The organism is Lelliottia wanjuensis (genome assembly GCF_030238365.1).
Lineage (GTDB): Bacteria > Pseudomonadota > Gammaproteobacteria > Enterobacterales > Enterobacteriaceae > Enterobacter > Enterobacter wanjuensis.
The window spans coordinates 46237-66860 of record NZ_JASSOT010000078.1 but is presented as its reverse complement, the minus strand read 5'-3'; the positions used below and the strand labels follow the sequence as shown (position 1 = coordinate 66860).

The 20624-nt window shown below is 56.0% G+C and carries 17 protein-coding genes; 13 read left to right on the top strand and 4 right to left on the bottom strand.

Annotated elements, in window-relative coordinates:
- Window positions 1-145: 145 nt before the first annotated feature.
- The 9 genes from QQF33_RS23485 to yejF all read left to right on the top strand — a co-directional run bounded on the left by QQF33_RS23485 (window position 146) and on the right by yejF (window position 11826).
- Window positions 146-1612 (top strand): mannitol dehydrogenase family protein, encoded by a 1467-nt coding sequence (locus tag QQF33_RS23485; RefSeq protein WP_285158693.1) that lies wholly within the window; start codon window positions 146-148, stop codon window positions 1610-1612.
- Between the two features lie 121 nt (window positions 1613-1733).
- The gene (locus tag QQF33_RS23480) at window positions 1734-2711 is read left to right on the top strand and encodes a CobW family GTP-binding protein (protein WP_285158692.1); all 978 of its coding nucleotides are present in this window, start codon (window positions 1734-1736) and stop codon (window positions 2709-2711) included.
- 43 nt (window positions 2712-2754) lie between these two features.
- Entirely contained in the window at window positions 2755-3468 is a 714-nt protein-coding gene (locus QQF33_RS23475; protein WP_285158737.1) for a phosphatase PAP2 family protein, read from the top strand.
- Between the two features lie 416 nt (window positions 3469-3884).
- Window positions 3885-4454, top strand: a complete 570-nt coding sequence (mepS, locus tag QQF33_RS23470) for a bifunctional murein DD-endopeptidase/murein LD-carboxypeptidase (RefSeq protein ID WP_282495117.1) — start codon at window positions 3885-3887, stop codon at window positions 4452-4454.
- 201 nt (window positions 4455-4655) lie between these two features.
- Window positions 4656-6212 (top strand): cyclic di-GMP phosphodiesterase, encoded by a 1557-nt coding sequence (locus QQF33_RS23465; protein ID WP_285158691.1) that lies wholly within the window; start codon window positions 4656-4658, stop codon window positions 6210-6212.
- Between the two features lie 88 nt (window positions 6213-6300).
- On the top strand, window positions 6301-8106 hold the full coding sequence (locus QQF33_RS23460; protein ID WP_285149281.1) for an extracellular solute-binding protein: 1806 nt from the start codon (window positions 6301-6303) through the stop codon (window positions 8104-8106).
- Between the two features lie 9 nt (window positions 8107-8115).
- Window positions 8116-9210: a microcin C ABC transporter permease YejB gene (locus tag QQF33_RS23455; protein WP_285144024.1), complete on the top strand. Its 1095-nt coding sequence runs from the start codon at window positions 8116-8118 to the stop codon at window positions 9208-9210.
- Entirely contained in the window at window positions 9210-10235 is a 1026-nt protein-coding gene (locus QQF33_RS23450; protein ID WP_285144023.1) for an ABC transporter permease, read from the top strand. Before QQF33_RS23455 ends, QQF33_RS23450 begins: the two co-directional genes overlap by 1 nt.
- Window position 10236: 1 nt before the next feature.
- Window positions 10237-11826, top strand: a complete 1590-nt coding sequence (gene yejF, locus QQF33_RS23445; RefSeq protein ID WP_285158690.1) for a microcin C ABC transporter ATP-binding protein YejF — start codon at window positions 10237-10239, stop codon at window positions 11824-11826.
- Between the two features lie 3 nt (window positions 11827-11829).
- Here yejF and QQF33_RS23440 read toward each other — a convergent pair whose 3' ends face one another.
- The 3 genes from QQF33_RS23440 to rsuA form a co-directional block, all read right to left on the bottom strand.
- Window positions 11830-12174 (bottom strand): YejG family protein, encoded by a 345-nt coding sequence (locus tag QQF33_RS23440; RefSeq protein WP_282495124.1) that lies wholly within the window; start codon window positions 12172-12174, stop codon window positions 11830-11832.
- A gap of 1007 nt (window positions 12175-13181) precedes the next feature.
- Window positions 13182-14378, bottom strand: a complete 1197-nt coding sequence (locus tag QQF33_RS23435) for a Bcr/CflA family multidrug efflux MFS transporter (protein ID WP_282495125.1) — start codon at window positions 14376-14378, stop codon at window positions 13182-13184.
- Between the two features lie 15 nt (window positions 14379-14393).
- Window positions 14394-15101 carry a 16S rRNA pseudouridine(516) synthase RsuA gene (gene rsuA, locus QQF33_RS23430; RefSeq protein WP_285149278.1) on the bottom strand — a complete coding sequence of 236 codons (708 nt, stop codon included), beginning with the start codon at window positions 15099-15101 and terminating at the stop codon, window positions 14394-14396.
- A 150-nt stretch (window positions 15102-15251) separates the two neighbouring features.
- Here rsuA and QQF33_RS23425 point away from each other — a divergent pair, with 150 nt between their 5' ends.
- Entirely contained in the window at window positions 15252-17012 is a 1761-nt protein-coding gene (locus tag QQF33_RS23425; protein ID WP_285158689.1) for a DEAD/DEAH box helicase, read from the top strand.
- Between the two features lie 124 nt (window positions 17013-17136).
- The gene (gene rplY, locus QQF33_RS23420) at window positions 17137-17421 is read left to right on the top strand and encodes a 50S ribosomal protein L25 (RefSeq protein ID WP_095282702.1); all 285 of its coding nucleotides are present in this window, start codon (window positions 17137-17139) and stop codon (window positions 17419-17421) included.
- A 50-nt stretch (window positions 17422-17471) separates the two neighbouring features.
- Here the strand turns inward: rplY and yejK are convergent, their stop codons facing one another.
- Entirely contained in the window at window positions 17472-18479 is a 1008-nt protein-coding gene (gene yejK / locus QQF33_RS23415; protein WP_285158688.1) for a nucleoid-associated protein YejK, read from the bottom strand.
- A gap of 134 nt (window positions 18480-18613) precedes the next feature.
- On the opposite strand from yejK, the gene QQF33_RS23410 reads away from it, so the two are divergent.
- Both QQF33_RS23410 and yejM read left to right on the top strand, forming a co-directional pair.
- Complete coding sequence (locus QQF33_RS23410) at window positions 18614-18841, top strand: YejL family protein (protein WP_014884596.1); 228 nt, start codon at window positions 18614-18616, stop codon at window positions 18839-18841.
- A 19-nt stretch (window positions 18842-18860) separates the two neighbouring features.
- Window positions 18861-20621: an LPS biosynthesis-modulating metalloenzyme YejM gene (yejM, locus tag QQF33_RS23405; RefSeq protein WP_282495129.1), complete on the top strand. Its 1761-nt coding sequence runs from the start codon at window positions 18861-18863 to the stop codon at window positions 20619-20621.
- The last annotated feature ends 3 nt before the right edge of the window (window positions 20622-20624 follow it).

The window sequence follows — 20624 nt, the reverse complement described above, 5'->3', positions numbered from 1 at the left end:
TGTTTGTTTCTGACGGTCAATACAGGCCGCAGGATTGATTGATCGATCTCACAGAATCTGGATATTTACGGCTTACCAATTCAATTTGCTGTCATATAACTTTACACTGGCATTGTTAATTAATGGTTAATCAGGTGTGTATTTCATGAAGACAATTGCCTCCACCGCGCTCCCTTCTCACGTCCAGCTGCCGCAGTTCGATCGCCAGCAGTTGCGCTCCCGCATCGTCCACTTCGGTTTTGGTGCCTTTCATCGCGCGCATCAGGCGTTGTTAACAAACCGCGTGCTCAACGCCAAAGGGGGCGACTGGGGAATCTGTGAGATTAGCCTGTTCAGCGGCGATGTGCTGATGAGCCAGCTGCGTGCCCAGGACCATCTTTTCACCGTGCTGGAAAAAGGTGCCGGGGGCAATCAGCCGATTATCGTCGGGGCCGTGCATGAGTGTCTGAATGCCAAACTCGATTCGCTGGCGGCCATTATTGAGAAGTTTTGCGAGCCGCAGGTGGCGATTGTCTCCCTGACCATCACTGAAAAAGGCTATTGCATCGATCCGGCGACAGGGAAACTCGATACGCAAAATGCGCGTATCGTCCACGATCTGGAAAACCCGTCCGAGCCGCACTCGGCACCGGGCATTCTGGTGGAGGCGCTGCATCGTCGCCACGAGCGCGGACTGGCACCATTTAGCGTGCTCTCCTGCGATAACATTCCTGACAACGGCCACGTCGTGAAAAACGCGGTGCTGGGGATGGCAGAAAAACGCTCACCTGAGCTGGCCGCGTGGATTGCGGCAAACGTGAGTTTCCCTGGCACCATGGTCGACCGAATTGTCCCTGCCGCCACCGAAGAATCGCTGGCGGAAATCACCCGTGAACTGGGCGTGGAAGATCCCTGCGCCATCAGCTGCGAGCCGTTTATCCAGTGGGTGGTGGAAGATAACTTCGTCGCCGGGCGTCCGGAATGGGAGCTGGCTGGCGTACAGATGGTGCAGGACGTGTTGCCCTGGGAACAGATGAAGCTGCGCATGCTGAACGGCAGCCACTCGTTCCTCGCCTACCTCGGCTATCTCGCCGGATATGCGCATATCAATGAGTGTATGGAGGACGACGCGTTCCACGAAGCCGCGCGTCGCCTGATGCTCGACGAACAGGCCCCGACGCTGCGTATTACCGGCGTCGACCTGACGGGTTATGCCGACAGCCTGATTGCCCGCTTTGCGAACCCGGCACTGCAGCACCGGACCTGGCAAATCGCAATGGACGGCAGCCAGAAGTTGCCTCAGCGGATGCTGGAGGGCGTGCGCGTCCATTTAGCACGCGAAAGCGCCTGGCCGCTGCTGGCACTGGGTGTTGCGGGCTGGATGCGTTACGTCAGCGGCGTCGATGACAACGGCAACAGGATTGATATTCGCGATCCCCTCAGCGATAAAATTCGGGCGATGGTGGACACCAGTAGCGAAGAGGAGCGCGTTAGCGCCCTGCTGGCACTGAGCGAAGTATTTGGTACGGATTTGCCGCAGCATCCGCAATTTGTCGAAGCCATTCATCAGGCGTATCAACGCATTGCCCAACACGGTGCACGTCAGGCGGTGGTTGAGACCCTCGCCATTTAACCCATCGTGCGTTTAAGGCGAACAGAAGCCCCTCTGTTCGCCTCCCCTCTTCCCAGCGCTGTTATTTTTCGCCAGGATTACTGATAATTGTTACAGCATTACAATTATTCCTGGAGCGCATGTGACCAAAACTAACCTCGTAACCGGTTTTCTCGGGAGCGGTAAAACCACCTCTATCCTTCACCTGCTGGCCAACAAAGATCCGGCGGAGAAGTGGGCCATCCTGGTGAACGAATTCGGTGAGATTGGCATTGACGGCGCGCTGCTGGCGGACAGTGGTGCGATGGTCAAAGAGATCCCCGGCGGCTGCATGTGCTGCGTTAACGGTCTGCCGATGCAGGTGGGCCTGAACACCCTGCTGCGCCAGGGTAAACCGGACCGTTTAATCATTGAGCCGACCGGTTTAGGTCATCCTAAGCAAATTCTCGATCTCCTCACCGCCCCGGTGTATGAGCCGTGGATCGATCTCCGCGCCACATTGTGTATTCTCGATCCGCGCCAGCTGCTGGATGAGAAAGCCGTGAAAAATGAGAACTTCCGCGACCAGTTGGCCTCCGCCGATATCATTGTGGCGAATAAAGAGGACCGTGCATCGCAGGAAAGCCGCAATGCCTTTGATTTCTGGTGGCAGAATTTTGGCGGCGATCGCCAGTTCGTCACGGCGACGCAGGGAAAAATCGATAATGCACTGCTCGACCAGCCGCGCAGAAATGTAGCCGAACTGCCAGCCAGCGCCGCTCACTCCCACATTCACGCCCCGCAAAAAGGGCTGGCGGCGCTAAACCTGCCAGAACATCAGCGCTGGCGTCGCAGTCTGAACAGCGGGCAGGGTCATCAGGCCTGCGGCTGGATTTTTGACGCCGATACCTGCTTTGATACCATTGGCATTCTGGAGTGGGCGAGGCTCGCGCCGGTGGATCGCGTGAAGGGCGTCATGCGCACCCAGGACGGCCTGGTCCGCATTAATCGTCAGGGCGCTGACTTCTTCATCGAAACGCAAAACGTGGCGCCACCTGACAGCCGAATAGAGTTAATTAGTGCGGTTAACACCGACTGGAACGCACTTCAGGCGAGCTTGTTGAAGCTTCGTTTAAGTTGAAGCCACTAACGTTGCCCCCGACTAAACTGCAATGCATATGACGATGATTAAACAACTTCCCCTGATATTACTGCTCAACGCCGCCGGTGTGGCGCTCTTTTTATCCTGGTATCTGCCGGTGAATCACGGTTTCTGGTTCCCGATTGATTCCGGTATTTTCCATTTCTTCAATGAACAGCTGGTCAAGAGCCAGGCGATTCTGTGGCTTGTCGCCATCACCAACAATCGCGCCTTCGATGGCTGTTCCCTGCTGGCGATGGGCTGCTTAATGCTCTCGTTCTGGCGGAAAGAAGATGCCGCAGGACGCCGCCGCATCATTATGATTGGCCTGGTGATGCTGCTGACCGCCGTGGTGATTAACCAGCTGGCGCAAGGGCTGATGCCGGTTAAGCGCTCAAGCCCTACGCTGTTCTTCCCGGATATTCACCGGGTGAGTGAATTACTGCATATCTCCACCAAGGATGCGTCGAAAGACAGTTTCCCTGGCGATCACGGGATGATGCTGCTTATTTTCGCTTCATTCATGCTGCGTTATTTCGGCAAAAAAGCCTTCGCGGTTGCCCTGATTATTGTTGTGGTTTTCGCCTTCCCGCGCGTAATGATCGGCGCACACTGGCTGACCGATATTGCCGTCGGTTCACTTTCTGCGGTGCTGATTGGTGTGCCGTGGTGCTTAATGACCCCGTTAAGCGATCGTCTGATTAGGGTATTTGATCGCTATCTTCCGGGTAAAATGCAACAAGTCGAAAACAAATAACCAACCTAAATTAACATCATCCATCAGGGATCATTTTCGATCCCTGATGCTTTTCCCGCCATTCATCCGCTATTTTGTCATCTTCTCGTAATATCATTCACCAAACAAATGAATGCGTTGCGTAAGATTTAACCTAAATTGCCGCTATTTTAGGCAATCCCGGTAAATCACTTTCTCTATCACATTTTCTTATAAAAAAGACCCTATTTTTGCTTTCAATGCCTAAGGGGATCGGTTAATCTCGAACTCGTTTTGCCTCACAGAGATAATTATTCTCAGGGTGAATAAGTTTGTGCGTTAGAGCACAGATTTGACCATAAAGAATTGTCTCATTGTGCGCAGGTATTTAGTCTCGTCACGTTTGGCATTTTTATAACGATATTTATCGTTAAGGACTTCAAGGGAAAATAATCAACATGGTCAAATCTCAACCGATTTTGAGATATATCTTGCGGGGAATCCCGGCAATAGCAGTTGCGGTACTGCTGTCTGCATGTAGTACGTCTAACACCGCGAAGAATATGCATCCTGAGACGCGTGTTGTGGGCACTGAAGATGCCTCGTCACTGCAAGCCTCTCAGGATGAATTTGAGAATATGGTACGTAATCTTGACGTGAAGTCCCGCATTATGGACCAGTATGCTGACTGGAAAGGCGTGCGCTATCGTCTTGGCGGCAGCACCAAAAAAGGTATCGATTGTTCCGGTTTTGTACAGCGTACATTCCGCGAGCAATTTGGCATGGATCTGCCGCGTTCGACTTACGAACAGCAGGAAATGGGTAAATCCATCTCGCGTACCAAACTGCGTACCGGTGATTTGGTTCTGTTCCGTGCCGGTTCAACGGGTCGCCACGTCGGTATCTACATCGGCAACGACCAGTTTGTTCATGCTTCCACCAGCAGCGGTGTGACGATTTCCAGCATGAATGAACCCTACTGGAAGAAGCGCTATAACGAAGCGCGCCGTGTACTGAGTCGCAGTTAATCTGTCGTGTTGTTGGTTATCCCTTGGCTGGCAACACGATAAAAAATAAGCACTGCTTCGGCAGTGTTTTTTTTTGCCCGTTTAACCCCGCGCGCTCTGCCTTCATATATGACTGGTTGCATAAAACCAGGCTATAGTCTTGTAAATACGTAAGATTAGTCGTCCTGCCGGAACCACGACGATCCAGGAACAATGACGTTTATGCTCACTCGTTTCTTTTCCACCAGCCGCAAAGTTCTGACAGGCAGCATCCTCGCGGGCATTATTGTTGCCCTGCTCTGCGGAATGCTGCAGTTTTTTCTGAGCTACCATAAGCGGGAAGCGAAGTTCGATACCCTGATCGTTGATCTTCGGGTCTATATGGAGAGTTATTTCTCCGATCTCAAAACCTCGATTGATACCCTGCAGCCCTTCACCCTGAGCACTTGCCAGGACGTGAGCGCAGAGCTAACCTCCCGCGCCGCCTTTAGCGTCAACGTTCGCGCCTTTTTACTGGTCCGGGATAACGCCGCGTTTTGCTCGTCGGCCACCGGGCCGATGAGTGTTCCGATGAAGGAGCTGATACCGGATCTGGACACCACCAAATCCGTCGATATGGCGCTGCTGCCCGGCACCCCCATGCTGCCGGACAAACCCGCGATCGTCGTCTGGTATCAGAATCCGCTGGTCAAAGGCGGGGGCGTGTTTACCTCCATCAATATTAATTTAACGCCTTATCTGCTCTATACCTCGCGCCAGGACGAGTTTGCCGGTATCGCGGTGATTATTGGCAATATGGCCTTATCCACCGCGTCAGGCCATCTGATCAACGTCAACGACTTGCATGGCACCCCTATCCGCAGCGCGACCCTGAAAGACGTTCCGCTTACCATCAACCTGTATGCCCAGGAGTGGACGATCTACGAAATCCTCTTCGCGCTGCTCTTTGGCCTGATATGCGGTATTGCGGCGGGCACGCTCTCTTTTTATATCCTCAACATCCGTCTGAACCCGGGCAAAGAGATCCTCACCGCCATTAAACGCGGTCAGTTCTACGTGGTGTATCAGCCGGTGGTCGATGCGAAAGAGCTGAAGATGCAGGGCTGCGAAGTGCTGATGCGCTGGAAACACCCGACGATGGGCGAAATCCCACCGGATGCCTTTATCAATTTTGCCGAAGCGCAAAAACTGATTGTCCCGCTGACGCTGCATCTGTTTGAGCTGATCATCCGCGACGCGGCGCTACTGCAAACCGTGCTGCCGCCGGGAGCGAAGTTGGGCATTAACATTGCGCCAGGCCATCTGCATTCGGAAAGCTTTAAAGATGACATGCGCGAATTCGCCGCGTCGCTGCCACCCGATCACTTCCAGGTGGTGCTGGAAATTACCGAACGCGACATGATTAATCAGCTCGAAGCGGCGCCTCTGTTCGAATGGTTGCATCACGAAGGTTTCGAAATTGCGATTGATGATTTCGGCACCGGCCACAGCGCGCTGATCTATCTGGAGCGTTTCACCATGGATTACCTGAAAATCGATCGCGGATTCGTGAACGCCATAGGTACGGAAACGGTCACTTCGCCGGTGCTGGATGCCGTTCTCACGCTGGCGCGACGCCTGAACATGGTGACCGTGGCGGAAGGTGTCGAAACGCCTGAGCAGGCGGCGTGGCTTCGCCAGCATGGGGTGAATTATTTGCAGGGCTACTGGATCAGCCGCCCGATGCCGCTGGTACAGTTCCTGAAATGGGAATCTGACGTCGCCATAGAGAGCGAATGATTTCCCAATGACGGTTTCGTCACTTATTATCAGCTAAACCATGAGTCTCACCGCGGGTGAGCCAGAACAGATGAGGGATACGCTGCGAATGACTATGCGCTTTGTTTTGCTGTTAATGGCGTTATTCAGCGTGACCTGCCAGGCGCAGAGTATTAAAGAGAGCTACGCGTTCGCGGTGCTTGGCGAGCCGAAGTATGAAGCGAACTTTACCCACTTCGATTACGTCAATCCCGCGGCCCCTAAAGGCGGAAACATCACCCTCTCCGCCCTCGGCACCTTTGATAACTTCAACCGCTTTGCCCTGCGCGGTGTCCCCGCCGAAAGAACTGACGCCCTATACGACACGCTGTTTGTCACTTCCGATGATGAACCGGGCAGTTACTACCCGCTGGTCGCCGACTCCGCGCGCTATGCGGATGACTTCTCCTGGGCAGAAGTGACGATCAACCCGCGCGCCCGTTTTCATGACGGCTCCCCGGTGAAAGCCAGCGATGTGGCCTTTACCTTCCATAAGTTTATGACCGAAGGGGTGCCACAGTTCCGGCTGGTGTTCAAAGGTGCGACCGTGAAAGCCATCGCCCCGCTGACCGTGCGCATTGAGCTCGCCGAGCCGGGCAAAGAGAACATGCTGAGTCTTTTCTCGCTCCCGGTGATGCCCGAGTCGTTCTGGAAAGACCATAAGCTCAGCGACCCAATCTCGAAACCGCCGCTGGCGGGCGGGCCATACCGCATCACCAGCTGGAAGATGGGGCAATACGTCGTTTATTCACGGGTCAAAGATTACTGGGCGGCGAATTTACCGGTCAACCGTGGCCGCTGGAATTTCGATACCATCCGATACGACTACTATCTGGATGATAACGTCGCCTTCGAAGCCTTCAAAGCCGGGGCATTCGATATGCGCCAGGAAGTCAGCGCCAAAAACTGGGCGACTCGCTACGTGGGCAAAAACTTTGCCAACCACTTCATTGTGAAGGACGAGCAAAAGAACGAATCCGCCCAGGACACGCGCTGGCTGGCGTTTAATATTCAGCGCCCGGTGTTTGCCGACCGACGCGTCCGCCAGGCCATTACCCTCGCCTTTGACTTTGAGTGGATGAACAAAGCCCTGTTTTACGGGGCCTACAGCCGCACCAACAGCTATTTCCAGAATACCGAGTACGCAGCGCGGGGTTATCCTGACGCCGCCGAGCTGACCCTGCTGGCTCCTCTTAAAGCCGAAGTCCCGCCGGAAGTCTTTACCAGCATCTTTGAGCCCCCGACGTCGAAAGGCGATGGCTACGACCGTGAAAACTTACTCAAAGCCAGTAAGCTGCTCGACGACGCGGGCTGGGTGCTGAAAAACCAGAAACGGGTGAATGCGCAAACCGGAAAACCCCTCAGCTTCGAACTGCTGCTCTCTTCGGCGGGCAACAATCAGTGGGTGCTCCCGTTCCAGCACAATCTGGAACGTTTAGGCGTCACCGTGGAGATCCGCCAGGTCGATAACGCGCAGATCACCAACCGCATGCGTAACCGCGATTACGACATGATGCCGCGCCTGTGGCAGGCCCAGCCGTGGCCAAACAGTAATTTGCGCATCTCCTGGGCCTCGGAGTACATCAACTCGTCCTACAACGCCCCCGGCGTCAAGAGCCCGGTCATCGATAATCTTATTGCGCAAATAACCGCCGCGCAGGGCGACAAAGAGAAGCTCCTGCCGCTGGGCCGCGCCCTCGATCGAGTTTTAACCTGGAACTACTACATGCTACCGATGTGGTTTATGGGCGAAGATCGCATTGCCTGGTGGGATAAATTCTCTCAGCCATCCATTCGCCCGATCTATTCTCTGGGGCTGGATAACTGGTGGTATGACGTCAATAAAGCCGCCAAACTGCCCGCTGAACGGCGTTAAGGAATAAAAATGGGTGCGTACCTGATTCGCCGTTTATTGCTGATAATCCCGACGCTGTGGGCGATTATCACCATCAACTTTTTCATTGTGCAGATTGCCCCCGGCGGCCCGGTCGACCAGGCCATTGCGGCCGTTGAGTTTGGTCACAGCGGCGGATTACCGGGCGGCGGCGGTGAAGGCCTGCGCGCCAGCCACGCGCAAACCGGCACCGGGAATATCAGCGAGAGCCACTATCGCGGCGGGCGCGGGTTAGATCCTGAGGTGATCGCCGAGATCACCCATCGCTACGGCTTCGACAAACCTATTCATGAGCGCTATTTCAAGATGCTCTGGGATTATATCCGCTTTGACTTTGGCGACAGCCTGTTCCGCAGCGCGTCGGTGATCCAGCTCATCAAAGACAGCCTGCCGGTGTCGATCACCCTCGGATTGTGGGGCACGCTGATTATCTATCTGGTGTCGATTCCGCTCGGGATCCGCAAAGCGGTGCACAACGGCAGCCGCTTCGACATCTGGAGCAGCACTTTCATCATCATTGGTTACGCGATCCCGGCGTTTCTGTTCGCAGTTCTGCTGATTGTCTTTTTCGCCGGCGGCAGTTATTTCGACCTCTTCCCGCTGCGCGGACTGGTGTCAGCCGATTTCAGCTCCCTGCCGTGGTATCAGAAGATCACCGATTATCTGTGGCATATCACCCTGCCGGTGCTGGCGACGGTGATTGGTGGGTTCGCGGCCCTGACGATGCTCACCAAAAATGCGTTTCTCGATGAGATCCGCAAACAGTACGTCGTGACCGCGCGGGCCAAAGGGGTGAGCGAGAAACAGATCATGTGGAAGCACGTGTTCCGCAACGCCATGCTGCTGGTGATCGCCGGTTTCCCGGCCACCTTTATCAGCATGTTTTTCACCGGCTCGCTGCTGATCGAGGTGATGTTCTCCCTCAATGGCCTTGGCCTGCTCGGCTACGAAGCGACCGTCTCGCGCGATTATCCCGTGATGTTCGGTACGCTTTATATCTTTACCCTGATTGGCCTGCTGCTGAATATTGTCAGCGACATCAGCTACACGCTGGTCGATCCCCGCATTGATTTTGAGGGCCGCTGATGCCGCACTTAAGCCCCGTCAACCAGGCCCGCTGGGCGCGTTTTCGCCACAACCGTCGCGGCTACTGGTCTCTGTGGATTTTTGCCGTTCTGTTTATCCTGAGCCTGTGCTCTGAGCTGATTGCCAACGACAAACCGCTGCTGGTGCATTTCAACGATCGCTGGTACACGCCGGTACTCACTAACTACAGTGAGAGCGATTTTGGTGGGCCCTTTGCCACACCGGCGGATTATCAGGACCCGTGGCTGCGCGATCGGCTCGACAGCGACGGTTGGGTGCTCTGGGCGCCGATTCGCTTTGGCGCGAACAGCATTAACTTCTCAACCTCGACGCCCTTCCCTTCCGCGCCTTCTGCACAAAACTGGCTGGGCACCGATGCCAACGGCGGCGACGTGCTGGCGCGCATTCTCTACGGCACGCGGATATCTATTCTGTTCGGCCTGATGCTGACGCTATTTTCCAGCGTAATGGGCGTGGTGGCGGGCGCGGTGCAGGGCTATTACGGCGGTAAAATTGATCTCTGGGGCCAGCGATTTATTGAGGTCTGGTCCGGCATGCCGACGCTGTTTTTGATTATTCTGCTCTCCAGCGTGTTGCAGCCCAACTTCTGGTGGCTGCTCGGCATTACGGTGTTGTTCGGCTGGATGGCGCTGGTGGGCGTGGTGCGCGCGGAATTCTTGCGTACCCGTAACTTCGATTACATCCGCGCGGCGCAGGCGCTGGGCGTCAGCGATCGCAGCATTATCTTCCGCCATATGCTGCCTAACGCGGTGGTGGCGACCCTGACCTTCCTGCCGTTTATTCTGTGCAGTTCCATCACCACCCTCACCTCGCTCGATTTTCTCGGCTTCGGTTTGCCTCTCGGCTCGCCGTCTCTGGGTGAACTGCTGCTGCAGGGAAAAAACAATCTACAGGCTCCGTGGCTGGGAATAACGGCGTTTCTGTCGGTGGCCGTGCTGCTGTCGTTACTGATTTTTATTGGCGAAGCAGTCCGCGATGCCTTCGATCCCAACAAGGCGGTATAAGATGACGCAGCCTCTCCTCAGCATCGAACATCTCTCCATCGCCTTTACTCAGCAGGGTGAAACGCGTGAAGTGGTGAGCGATCTCTCCCTGCAGATCCAGGCCGGTGAAACCCTGGCGCTGGTCGGGGAATCCGGCTCTGGCAAAAGCGTCTCGGCGCTGTCGGTGCTGCGTCTGCTTCCCTCCCCGCCGGTGGTTTATCCGCAGGGCAATATTCTGTTCCACGGGCAGTCGTTACTCCACGCGGATGAACACACCCTGCGCGGCGTGCGCGGGAACAAAATCGCGATGATTTTCCAGGAGCCGATGGTCTCCCTCAACCCGCTGCACACCCTGGAAAAACAGCTGTATGAAGTGTTGTCCCTGCACCGGGGAATGCGCAAAGAGGCCGCCCGGGGCGAGATTCTGGATTGTCTGGAGCGCACCGGCATTCGTCATGCCGCTAAACGTTTGACGGACTTTCCGCATCAGCTGTCGGGCGGTGAGCGCCAGCGCGTGATGATCGCCATGGCGCTGCTGACGCGCCCGGAGCTGCTGATTGCCGACGAGCCAACCACCGCGCTGGATGTCACGGTGCAGGCGCAAATCCTGCAGTTGCTGCGCGAGTTACGCGATGAGCTCAACATGAGCCTGCTGTTTATCACCCACAATCTCAGCATTGTGAGGAAACTCGCCGACAAGGTGGCGGTGATGCAAAACGGCCGCTGCGTCGAACAGAACACGGCGACGGCTCTGTTCCATGCCCCGCAACATCCTTACACCCAGCGTCTGCTCGACAGCGAACCGTCGGGCGACCCCGTCCCGCTGACCGAGGGGAGTCAACCGCTGCTGAACGTCGAAAATCTCGGCGTATCTTTCCCGGTGCGCAAGGGAATTTTCCGTCGCGTGGTGGCAGAAAACGCAGTGCTGAAAGACGTCAGCTTTTCCCTGCGTCCGGGTGAAACCCTGGGGCTGGTCGGGGAATCAGGCTCTGGCAAAAGCACTACCGGTCTGGCGTTGCTGCGCCTGATCAACTCTCAGGGGACGATTCTGTTTGATGGCAAACCGCTGCACAGCTGGAACCGTCGGCAGATGTTGCCCGTCCGCCCGCGGATGCAGGTGGTGTTTCAGGACCCGAACTCGTCGCTGAATCCGCGGCTGAACGTGCTGCAAATCATTGAAGAAGGTCTGCGCGTCCATCAGCCAGCGCTGAGCGCTCGTCAGCGTGAAGATGAAGTGATTCGGGTGATGCAGGAGGTGGGGCTGGATCCGGCCACGCGCCATCGCTATCCGGCGGCCTTTTCTGGCGGCCAGCGCCAGCGTATCGCCATTTCACGGGCGCTGATCCTGAAACCGGAGCTGATCATCCTGGATGAGCCGACGTCGTCCCTCGACCGCACCGTGCAGGCGCAGATTCTGGCGTTACTGAAGGACTTACAGGAAAAGCACCGACTGGCCTATATCTTTATCAGCCACGACCTGCAGGTGGTGCGCGCGTTGTGTCATCAGGTGATTGTGCTGCGACAGGGAGAGGTGGTCGAGCAAGGGGATTGCCAGCGCGTGTTTGCCGCGCCGACGCATGAGTATACGCGTCAGCTGTTAGCGCTGCGCTGACGCTCAGAAAGGATGCTGGCCGGAAAACGGCTCGGCGATCGCCACGCCAAAGTTTTTCAGACGGCAGGTCGCCGCAAATTCGTCCTGGCTGTTGACAAACAGGCAGGGCTCGCCTTCGCACTCCAGTACGGAGCTGACGACTTCGATATCGGTCAGCGCCTGGCTCAGACGCTCCATCACCGGCCATGCGTTTTCATCGTCCGGGCTGAGCAATTTCAGCGCCACCAGACTGTTCTCGCCCTCTTTTCCACTTTGCGGAATCGGTTCAACTTTCGAACCTGCAAAACCCGCCGACCAGCGATAGCTCTGGGGCAAGCGATGGACAATGGAGAGTTGTAATGTATTCACGTTCTTTCCCCGGAAGCCAAAAAAGCCTTCACAATTTATTTACATTTATAGTAACACATCGTTGCTAACCTGCCGTTATTTTCCTCAGAAACCGCTTGCCGCCTGATGTTACGGGCTTTGGCGTCTCTGGTTTGCTGGCATTATTTTGTGAGTTACAGGCTCGCTTTGGCGCTATATGTACCCGTTTCTGCGATCTAACTCAACCTTTTTAACTACAACGATGTGACTTTTTACATAAATAGATTTTACATAAAAGAAACAAACATGGGGTAAACAAACGCGAGTTTGGTTGACGAGTATCAATAAAAGGGGGGGCGCATTGGCTAATGCTGGTCAGTTAAGCAAAATAATGAATTTAAATTCATTATTTTGCTTGCCCCAGGACCTTTATGGCTTCAGTGGAATTGTTCCGTTCACTTTTGTTCCTCTGCTTCCGGTCCATCTCTCTGCGGTGAACGTGCCAGGGTGGCTCAATCGCCACCACCCTGGCAACCCCGGCTCCCGGCAAAGAAAATCGCCGCTTCGCGGTGCCTTCGTCTTATTCCTTCCGGCTGACGGGGACGGGCGCAGGTAACATCCCTGTAAGTCGCGCCCTCGACGCACATCCCTGTGCGTCGCCCCTGCCTCCAGTCAACGCCTCAGCGATTTTCAGCCGGACTCCCGCTCCCTCAGCCTTCACAGCTGTCTGAATGTGGCACCGGTGTGGGTCCCCGCTGAAATCGGCGAACCGGAGGCCAGATGACAAGGGCTGGACGCCAGGGATGGCGGCCAGAGGCGAAACGAGACAGGAAGTCGAGTCGAGCCGACCGCAGGCAGATGGCCGGGAGGTGAGCGCAGTGCGAAGCACCGATTTCCTGACGGGGCGCGGGGATTGCAAAGGGGGCCGCGTAGCCCCCTTTGCACGTTCACAGGTTGTGACGCGATTATATTCTGCTGAACATGAGGTGAACGGAACAACCTCAGATGCTTAACTGACCAGCATTAGCCGCATTGGCCCCTTTTCTTCCTCAACTTGCCGATTTTCTCGGCCGACTGGCGTAGAGATAGAAGAGAATCGAACAGGTGGCGCAGAACGCGATCGACCAAATCATCGGCCAGGCGGTATTAAACGTCGCCATCGAGAGCAGCGCCCCGACAATCGCGCCAATTCCGAAGCGGAAAGTTCCGGCCAGCGACGACGCGGTGCCCGCCATATGCGGGAATTCATCGAGGATGACCGCCATCGCGTTAGAAGAGACCATCGACACGCAGCCGACAAACGCCGCCACACCCACCACCAGCGCCCAGAAACCGACGCCGAAGAAGGCAGTCAGCATCATCCAGATTGCCATCACAAACTGGATCCACAGCCCGGCGCGGAACATGTTCAGCGCCCCTGCCCTGCGGACAAAGCGGCTGTTAATGATGGTCATCACAAACAGGAACACGATGTTGAGCGCGAAGTAGTAGCCAAAATGCTGCGGCGAGACGTGGTTAATTTCGATGTACACGAACGGACCAGCGCTCAGGAAGGAGAACATCCCTGCGAAGCTAAAACCGCTCGCCAGCATATAGCTCAGAACACGCTTATGACGGAACAGCGAGGCGAAGTTGCCGATGGTGGTACGAATATGAAACTTCTGCCGACGTTCCACCGGCAAGGTTTCATCGATAAAGAAGAAGATCATCGCCGACGCCAGCAGCGCCGCAATCGCCAGGATCCAGAAGATGGCGTGCCAGCTAAACCACACCAGCACCGCACCGCCAATCATTGGTGCCAGCAGCGGCGCGATGGTGGTGACCAGCATGACGAAGGACATCATGCGCGAGAACTCTTCCTTCGGATAGATATCGCGCATCAGGGCGTTAATCACCACGCTCGCCGCCGCAGCCGCCAGGCCGTGGAAGAAACGCATGATGATCAGATGATCGATCGTCTGCGCCAGCGCACAGGCCACCGCCGCACCCGCAAACACCAGCGTTCCCCCGAGGATCACCGGCTTGCGGCCAATGCTGTCCGCCATTGGGCCGTACAGCAATTGCCCGACGGCAAAACCGAGGATATAGGTGCTGAGCGTCATTTGCGCGCTGCCGGCCGGTACGCCAAACTGCGCGGAAATCACCGGCAGTGCAGGCAGATACATGTCGATAGACAGCGGCATCAACATGGCCAGCAGGCCAAGGATAAACACGATGCTGATTGATGAGTGTGGCCTGGTGGTCACAGTGTGCTCCTGAAATTAGCGTGAAGGCATGCCAACGCTGGCAATCTCTTCTTCCGTCAACGGGCGGTATTCACCGGGTTCAAGCTCTGGATCGAGAGCGATCTCACCGATGCGCTCGCGGTGCAGCCCGACAACGCGGTTGCCGACCGCGGCAAACATACGTTTCACCTGATGGTAGCGCCCTTCACTGATGGTCAGACGCACTTCGGTCGGGGTGATCACTTCCAGCACCGCCGGTTTGGTCAGATCTTTCTCGTTATGCAGTTGCACGCCTTTGGTAAACTGTCCGGCGGTATCGTCAGACACCGGCGATTCGAGCGTGACCAGATAGGTTTTTTCGCAGTGATGGCGCGGAGACGTAATACGGTGCGACCACTGGCCGTCATCGGTCATCAGCACCAGCCCGGTGGTGTCGATATCCAGACGCCCTGCCGCATGCAGCTTGTGCGCGACCGGTTCGTCGAGGAAATAGAGCACCGTCGGGTGATCCGGGTCGTCCGTCGAGCAGACGTACCCTATCGGCTTGTTGAGCATGAAGTAGCGCGGGCCGTTCTGCTGGGCCAACGTGTTGCCGTCGAACTCAACGTCATGTTCTGGCAGGAGTTTGAAAGAACTGTCTTTCACAATTTCGCCATCCACGGTAACGCGGCTGGCGCGAATTTCGCGCCCGGCAATAGCGCGGCTTACGCCGAGTTGCTGAGCGATAAACTTATCAAGTCGCATGAAATCTTATAGCCTTTATGGTGCTGGAAGTCGGACAACATGTCCGAAAAAGAAGCAGTCAAGAACGGTCCAGTATAGCGGTCTGTTCGCGCCACTCAAGGGAAAAAGTTTCGTGGCATACTATGTGCGAGATAACCAAATAGAGAGCCCATGACTTTTACACTTCGCCCCTATCAGCAGGAGGCCGTCGACGCCACCCTCGCCTGGTTTCGCAAACATAAAGAACCTGCTGCCATCGTCCTGCCCACAGGCGCAGGCAAAAGCCTGGTGATTGCCGAACTGGCGCGCCTCGCGCGTGGCCGCGTGCTGGTGCTGGCGCACGTCAAAGAGCTGGTGGCGCAGAACCACGCTAAATACTGCGCCCTGGGCCTGGAGGCGGATATTTTCGCTGCGGGGCTGAAACGCAAAGAGAGCCACGGCAAAGTGGTGTTCGGTAGCGTGCAGTCGGTGGCGCGAAACCTGGCGCATTTTCGCAGCGAATTCTCTCTGCTGATTGTCGATGAGTGCCATCGCATCAGCGATGACGACGAAAGCCAGTATCAGCAAATCCTGAATCATCTGAAAGAGGTGAACCCGCAGGTTCGCCTGCTGGGCCTGACCGCGACGCCGTTCCGCCTCGGCAAAGGCTGGATCTATCAGTTTCACTATCACGGAATGGTGCGCGGCGACGAAAAAGCCCTGTTCCGCGACTGCATCTATGAGCTCCCTCTGCGCTACATGATCAAGCACGGCTACCTGACGCCGCCCGAGCGGCTGGATATGCCGGTAGTGCAGTATGATTTCAGCCGCCTGCAGGCCCAGAGCAACGGCCTGTTCAGCGAAGCGGATATGAACCAGGAGCTGAAAAAACAGCAGCGCATCACGCCGCACATCATCAGCCAGATCGAAGAGTTCGCCCAGACGCGCAAAGGGGTGATGATCTTCGCGGCCACCGTCGAGCATGCCAGAGAGATAACCGGCCTGCTCCCGGCTGACGATGCAGCGCTGATCACCGGCGAAACGCCAGGCCCTGAGCGCGACAAGCTGATCGACGCCTTTAAGGCGCAGCAGTTCCGCTATCTGGTGAACGTCTCGGTGTTGACCACCGGCTTTGACGCACCGCATGTCGATTTGATTGCGATCCTGCGCCCGACCGAGTCCGTCAGCCTGTATCAGCAAATTGTCGGGCGCGGACTGCGCCTGGCGCCCGGCAAGACCGACTGCCTGATTCTGGACTACGCCGGAAACCCGTACGATCTCTATTCGCCCGAAGTGGGGACACCGAAAGGTAAAAGCGGCAATGTCCCGGTGCAGGTATTCTGCCCCGGCTGCGGGTTCGCCAATACTTTCTGGGGGAAAACTACTGCCGACGGCACGCTGATTGAACATTTTGGCCGCCGCTGTCAGGGCTGGTTTGAGGACGATGACGGCCATCGCGAGCAGTGCGACTATCGCTTCCGCTTCAAAAACTGCCCGCAGTGTAACGCTGAAAATGACATCGCCGCCCGGCGCTGTCGCGAGTGCGACACGGTGCTGGTCGATCCCGATGACATGCTGAAAGCCGCGCTGAAACTGAAAGATGCGCTGGTGCTGCGCTGCTCCGGCATGGCGCTGCAACCCGGAGCCGACGAGAAAGGCGAATGGCTGAAAATCACCTATTACGATGAAGACGGCGCAGACGTTAGCGAGCGCTTCCGTCTGCATACCCCCGCTCAGCGCACGGCCTTCGAACAGCTGTTTATCCGCCCGCACACCCGCACGCCGGGCGTGCCTTTACGCTGGATCACCGTCGCCGATATCGTTCATCAGGAAGCGCTGTTGCGCCACCCGGATTTTGTCGTCGCGCGTAAAAAAGGCCAGTTCTGGCAGGTGCGCGAGAAGCTCTTCGACTATGAAGGACGTTTCCGTCGGGCTAATGAATTGCGCGGTTAACGGGACTTTTGATTGATGTGAATGGCGTTTGAGTATAAAATGCCGCCCGCTTCACATCCGTGAGGCAGAACACTCACCTGCTGCTGGGTCGCCTGTAGCAGGACTTATTTACAGAGAGAAATCAATGTTCACTATCAATGCAGAAGTACGTTCTGTGCAGGGTAAGGGTGCGAGCCGCCGCCTGCGCGCAGCTAACAAGTTCCCGGCTATCATCTATGGTGGCGATGCTGCTCCAGTCGCAATCGAACTGGACCAGGACAAAGTCTGGAACCAGCAGACTAAAGAAGGGTTCTACACTGAAGTTCTGACTATCGTTTTCGATGGTAAAGAAGAAAAAGTGAAAGTTCAGGCTGTTCAGCGTCACCCGTTCAAGCCAAAACTGTCTCACGTCGACTTCGTTCGCGCTTAATCGCCAACAAGTTGAGAAAAACCCCGCATTGCGGGGTTTTTTTATGGCTGTTATTTACCGCCAGAAGTGCGACGCTGCAGCTGATCGCGCAGGTTCGGCGGGGTGCCTTTGATGGTCAGGGTGTCCGTCGCCGGGTCCCAGAAAATGCGCTCGCCCAGCAGCATAGCATCGAAGTTCACCGTCAATCCGCCGCCACTGCCGGCAAATTTGGTCAGCTGACGCAGGGTGCTGCGATCCGCCGGGAAGCTCTCTTCCAGTTCGTAGCCTTTATCTGCCGTAAACTCGTGGAAACTAACCTCGCTGACGCCTGATAACTCTTTCGACAGGGATTCCAGTTCGATCTCTTCGCCCGCCTGCAGCTGTTCGTTGCAGTAGCTGTACACCTGCTGACGCACATTCTGACGCTCGGCTTTATCGAGCTGCGCCTCTGCGGTGAAATCGTCGACCGCCTGCAGCAGCCCTTTGTTCTGCGCTTTCGCGTTCAGACCTTCGCTGGCACCAAGGAAATCCATGAAGAAATCGGCCACTTTGCGGCCCACGCGCCCTTTCAGGAACGTCAGGTAGCGCGTTGATTCCGGATTGGTTTCCCATTCGGTCAGATCGATACGCGCCACGATATCGGCGTGGTTGATATCCAGATAGTGGGTAGAGCTAATATCCATCTGCTCGTTGACGCGCATGCTGCTCAGATTACTCAGCACCGTGACCAGCAGATACTCCACGGCGAGATAGCGATACTGGCAAAACAGCACGATACCGCCGTCAGCGAACGGATATTTCGCCAGCTCGTCACGCAGACGGCCGGTGGCCGCGCGGCTAAACGCCAGAAAATCTTCTTCGCCCTGGCGTTGCAGACGCAGGCTTTCCGCCAGCTCACTCTCTTCGGTAAACATGCCATAGGCTTTATTCTTCGCGCTGTAGACGCGGTGCAGCTCCGCCATCATTTCCGTAACGGTAGGCGTTGATTCCAGTAACGAATCGCGAAGCACCAGCTCCAGGGTTTGCTCATCACGCTTGATAAGCTGGTGCAAGGCAATCTGGTTGATATCCAGACTCATGATAAACTCTCCTTAAAGACCGGGCGGTATTCAACCATCACCCACGCATGTGTGCAACAGAAGATAAAAAAGGGGAAAAAAAGCTGTTGCTACGGTAATATGTTGCCCTTTCATCAACAAACTGATTTCGATTTATGCCACAACATTCCCGCTATAGTGATGAACACGTTGAACAACTGCTCAGTGAGCTGGTCAACGTACTTGAGAAACACAAAACGCCGACCGATCTCTCCCTGATGGTTTTGGGAAATATGGTCACCAACCTTATCAATACCAGCGTTGCTCCGGCTCAACGTCAGGCGATCGCAAAATCATTCGCCCAGGCCTTGCAGTCTTCAGTCAGCAACGACCAGGCGCATTAAGGGAAACGAACGACAGTCTATGGTGACGAATCGTCAGCGCTACCGCGAAAAAGTGTCCCAGATGGTAAGCTGGGGGCACTGGTTTGCCTTGTTCAACATTCTGTTGGCCATAGTCCTCGGCAGCCGTTATCTTTTAGTGGCCGACTGGCCGACGACGTTAACCGGGCGTGTTTACTCCTGGATAAGCGTTGTCGGGCACTTTAGCTTTCTGGTTTTCGCCACCTATCTGCTGATTCTGTTCCCCCTGACGTTTATCGTGATGTCGCAGCGGCTGATGCGGTTTTTATCCGCTATTCTCGCCACTGTCGGCATGACCCTGCTGCTGATCGACAGCGAAGTTTTCACCCGTTTTCACCTCCATCTCAATCCCATCGTCTGGGAACTGGTGATCAATCCCGACCAGAACGAAACTGCGCGTGACTGGCAGCTGATGTTTATCAGCGTGCCGATTATCCTGCTGATTGAGATGCTGTTTGCCACCTGGAGCTGGCAAAAACTGCGTAGCCTGACCCGACGTCGTCACTACGCGCAGCCGATTGCCGCCCTGTTTTTCGTGGCGTTTATCAGCTCACACATTATGTACATCTGGGCGGATGCGAACTTCTATCGCCCGATTACCATGCAGCGCGCCAACCTGCCGCTCTCCTATCCAATGACGGCCCGTCGCTTCCTTGAGAAACACGGTCTGCTGGATGCGCAGGAGTACCAGCGTCGTCTGGTCGAGCAAGGCAATCCGGAAGCAGTGTCGGTTCAGTATCCGCTGAGTGAATTGCGTTACCGCGATATGGGCCAGGGCCAGAACGTTCTGCTCATTACCGTCGACGGCCTGAACTATTCCCGCTACGAGAAGCAGATGCCTGCGCTGGCGCAGTTCGCCGAACAGAACATCAATTTCACCCAACATATGAGTTCGGGGAATAACACCGACGCCGGTATCTTTGGTCTGTTCTACGGTATTTCCGCGGGCTATATGGACGGGGTGCTCTCTTCCCGTACACCGGCGGCGCTGATTACCTCTCTGAATCAACAGGGCTATCAGCTGGGGCTGTTCTCCTCGGACGGTTTCAGCAGCCCGCTGTATCGCCAGGCGTTGCTCTCTGATTTCTCTCTGCCTGCGGCGCAAAACCAGTCCGACGAACAGACCGCCGGTCAGTGGGTGAACTGGCTTAACCGCTACGCGCAGGAAGATAACCGCTGGTTCTCGTGGGTCGCGTTCAACGGCACAACCATGGATGACAGCAACCAGAAAGGCTTTGTCCGTCGCTACAGCCGTGCGGTGGGTAACGTCGATGACCAGATTGCGCGCGTGCTGAACGCCCTGCGCGAATCCGGAAAGCTGGATAACACGGTGGTGATTATTACCGCCGGCCACGGTATTCCGCTCGGTGATGAAGCGAAAGAGATGAGCTGGACGCGCCCTAACCTGCACGTTCCTCTGGTAGTTCACTGGCCGGGCACGCCTGCGCAGCGCATCAATATGCTGACCGACCATAAAGACGTGATGACCACGCTGATGCAGCGCCTGCTGCACGTCAGCACCCCGGCGAATGAATACTCGCAGGGACAGGATCTGTTTAGCGCAACGCGTCGCCACAACTGGGTGACCGCGGCCAGCGGAAACACCCTGGCCGTCACCACGCCGGAGCAGACGCTGGTGCTGAACAGCAACGGCAATTACCAGACTTACGACCTGCAGGGCGAGAAGATCCACGACCAGAAACCGCAGCTCAGTCTGCTGTTGCAGGTGCTGACCGACGAGAAACGGTTTATCGCTAACTGATTA

Excerpts from the sequence above, each read along its gene's own strand:
- rplY (WP_095282702.1), top strand. The coding sequence starts at position 17,137 with ATGTTCACTATCAATGCAGAAGTACGTTCTGTGCAGGGTAAGGGTGCG.
- QQF33_RS23465 (WP_285158691.1), top strand. The coding sequence starts at position 4,656 with ATGCTCACTCGTTTCTTTTCCACCAGCCGCAAAGTTCTGACAGGCAGC.
- rsuA (WP_285149278.1), bottom strand. The coding sequence starts at position 15,101 with ATGCGACTTGATAAGTTTATCGCTCAGCAACTCGGCGTAAGCCGCGCT.
- QQF33_RS23475 (WP_285158737.1), top strand. The coding sequence starts at position 2,755 with ATGATTAAACAACTTCCCCTGATATTACTGCTCAACGCCGCCGGTGTG.
- mepS (WP_282495117.1), top strand. The coding sequence starts at position 3,885 with ATGGTCAAATCTCAACCGATTTTGAGATATATCTTGCGGGGAATCCCG.
- QQF33_RS23460 (WP_285149281.1), top strand. The coding sequence starts at position 6,301 with ATGACTATGCGCTTTGTTTTGCTGTTAATGGCGTTATTCAGCGTGACC.
- yejM (WP_282495129.1), top strand. The coding sequence starts at position 18,861 with ATGGTGACGAATCGTCAGCGCTACCGCGAAAAAGTGTCCCAGATGGTA.
- yejF (WP_285158690.1), top strand. The coding sequence starts at position 10,237 with ATGACGCAGCCTCTCCTCAGCATCGAACATCTCTCCATCGCCTTTACT.
- QQF33_RS23450 (WP_285144023.1), top strand. The coding sequence starts at position 9,210 with ATGCCGCACTTAAGCCCCGTCAACCAGGCCCGCTGGGCGCGTTTTCGC.
- QQF33_RS23455 (WP_285144024.1), top strand. The coding sequence starts at position 8,116 with ATGGGTGCGTACCTGATTCGCCGTTTATTGCTGATAATCCCGACGCTG.
- QQF33_RS23425 (WP_285158689.1), top strand. The coding sequence starts at position 15,252 with ATGACTTTTACACTTCGCCCCTATCAGCAGGAGGCCGTCGACGCCACC.
- QQF33_RS23485 (WP_285158693.1), top strand. The coding sequence starts at position 146 with ATGAAGACAATTGCCTCCACCGCGCTCCCTTCTCACGTCCAGCTGCCG.
- QQF33_RS23410 (WP_014884596.1), top strand. The coding sequence starts at position 18,614 with ATGCCACAACATTCCCGCTATAGTGATGAACACGTTGAACAACTGCTC.
- yejK (WP_285158688.1), bottom strand. The coding sequence starts at position 18,479 with ATGAGTCTGGATATCAACCAGATTGCCTTGCACCAGCTTATCAAGCGT.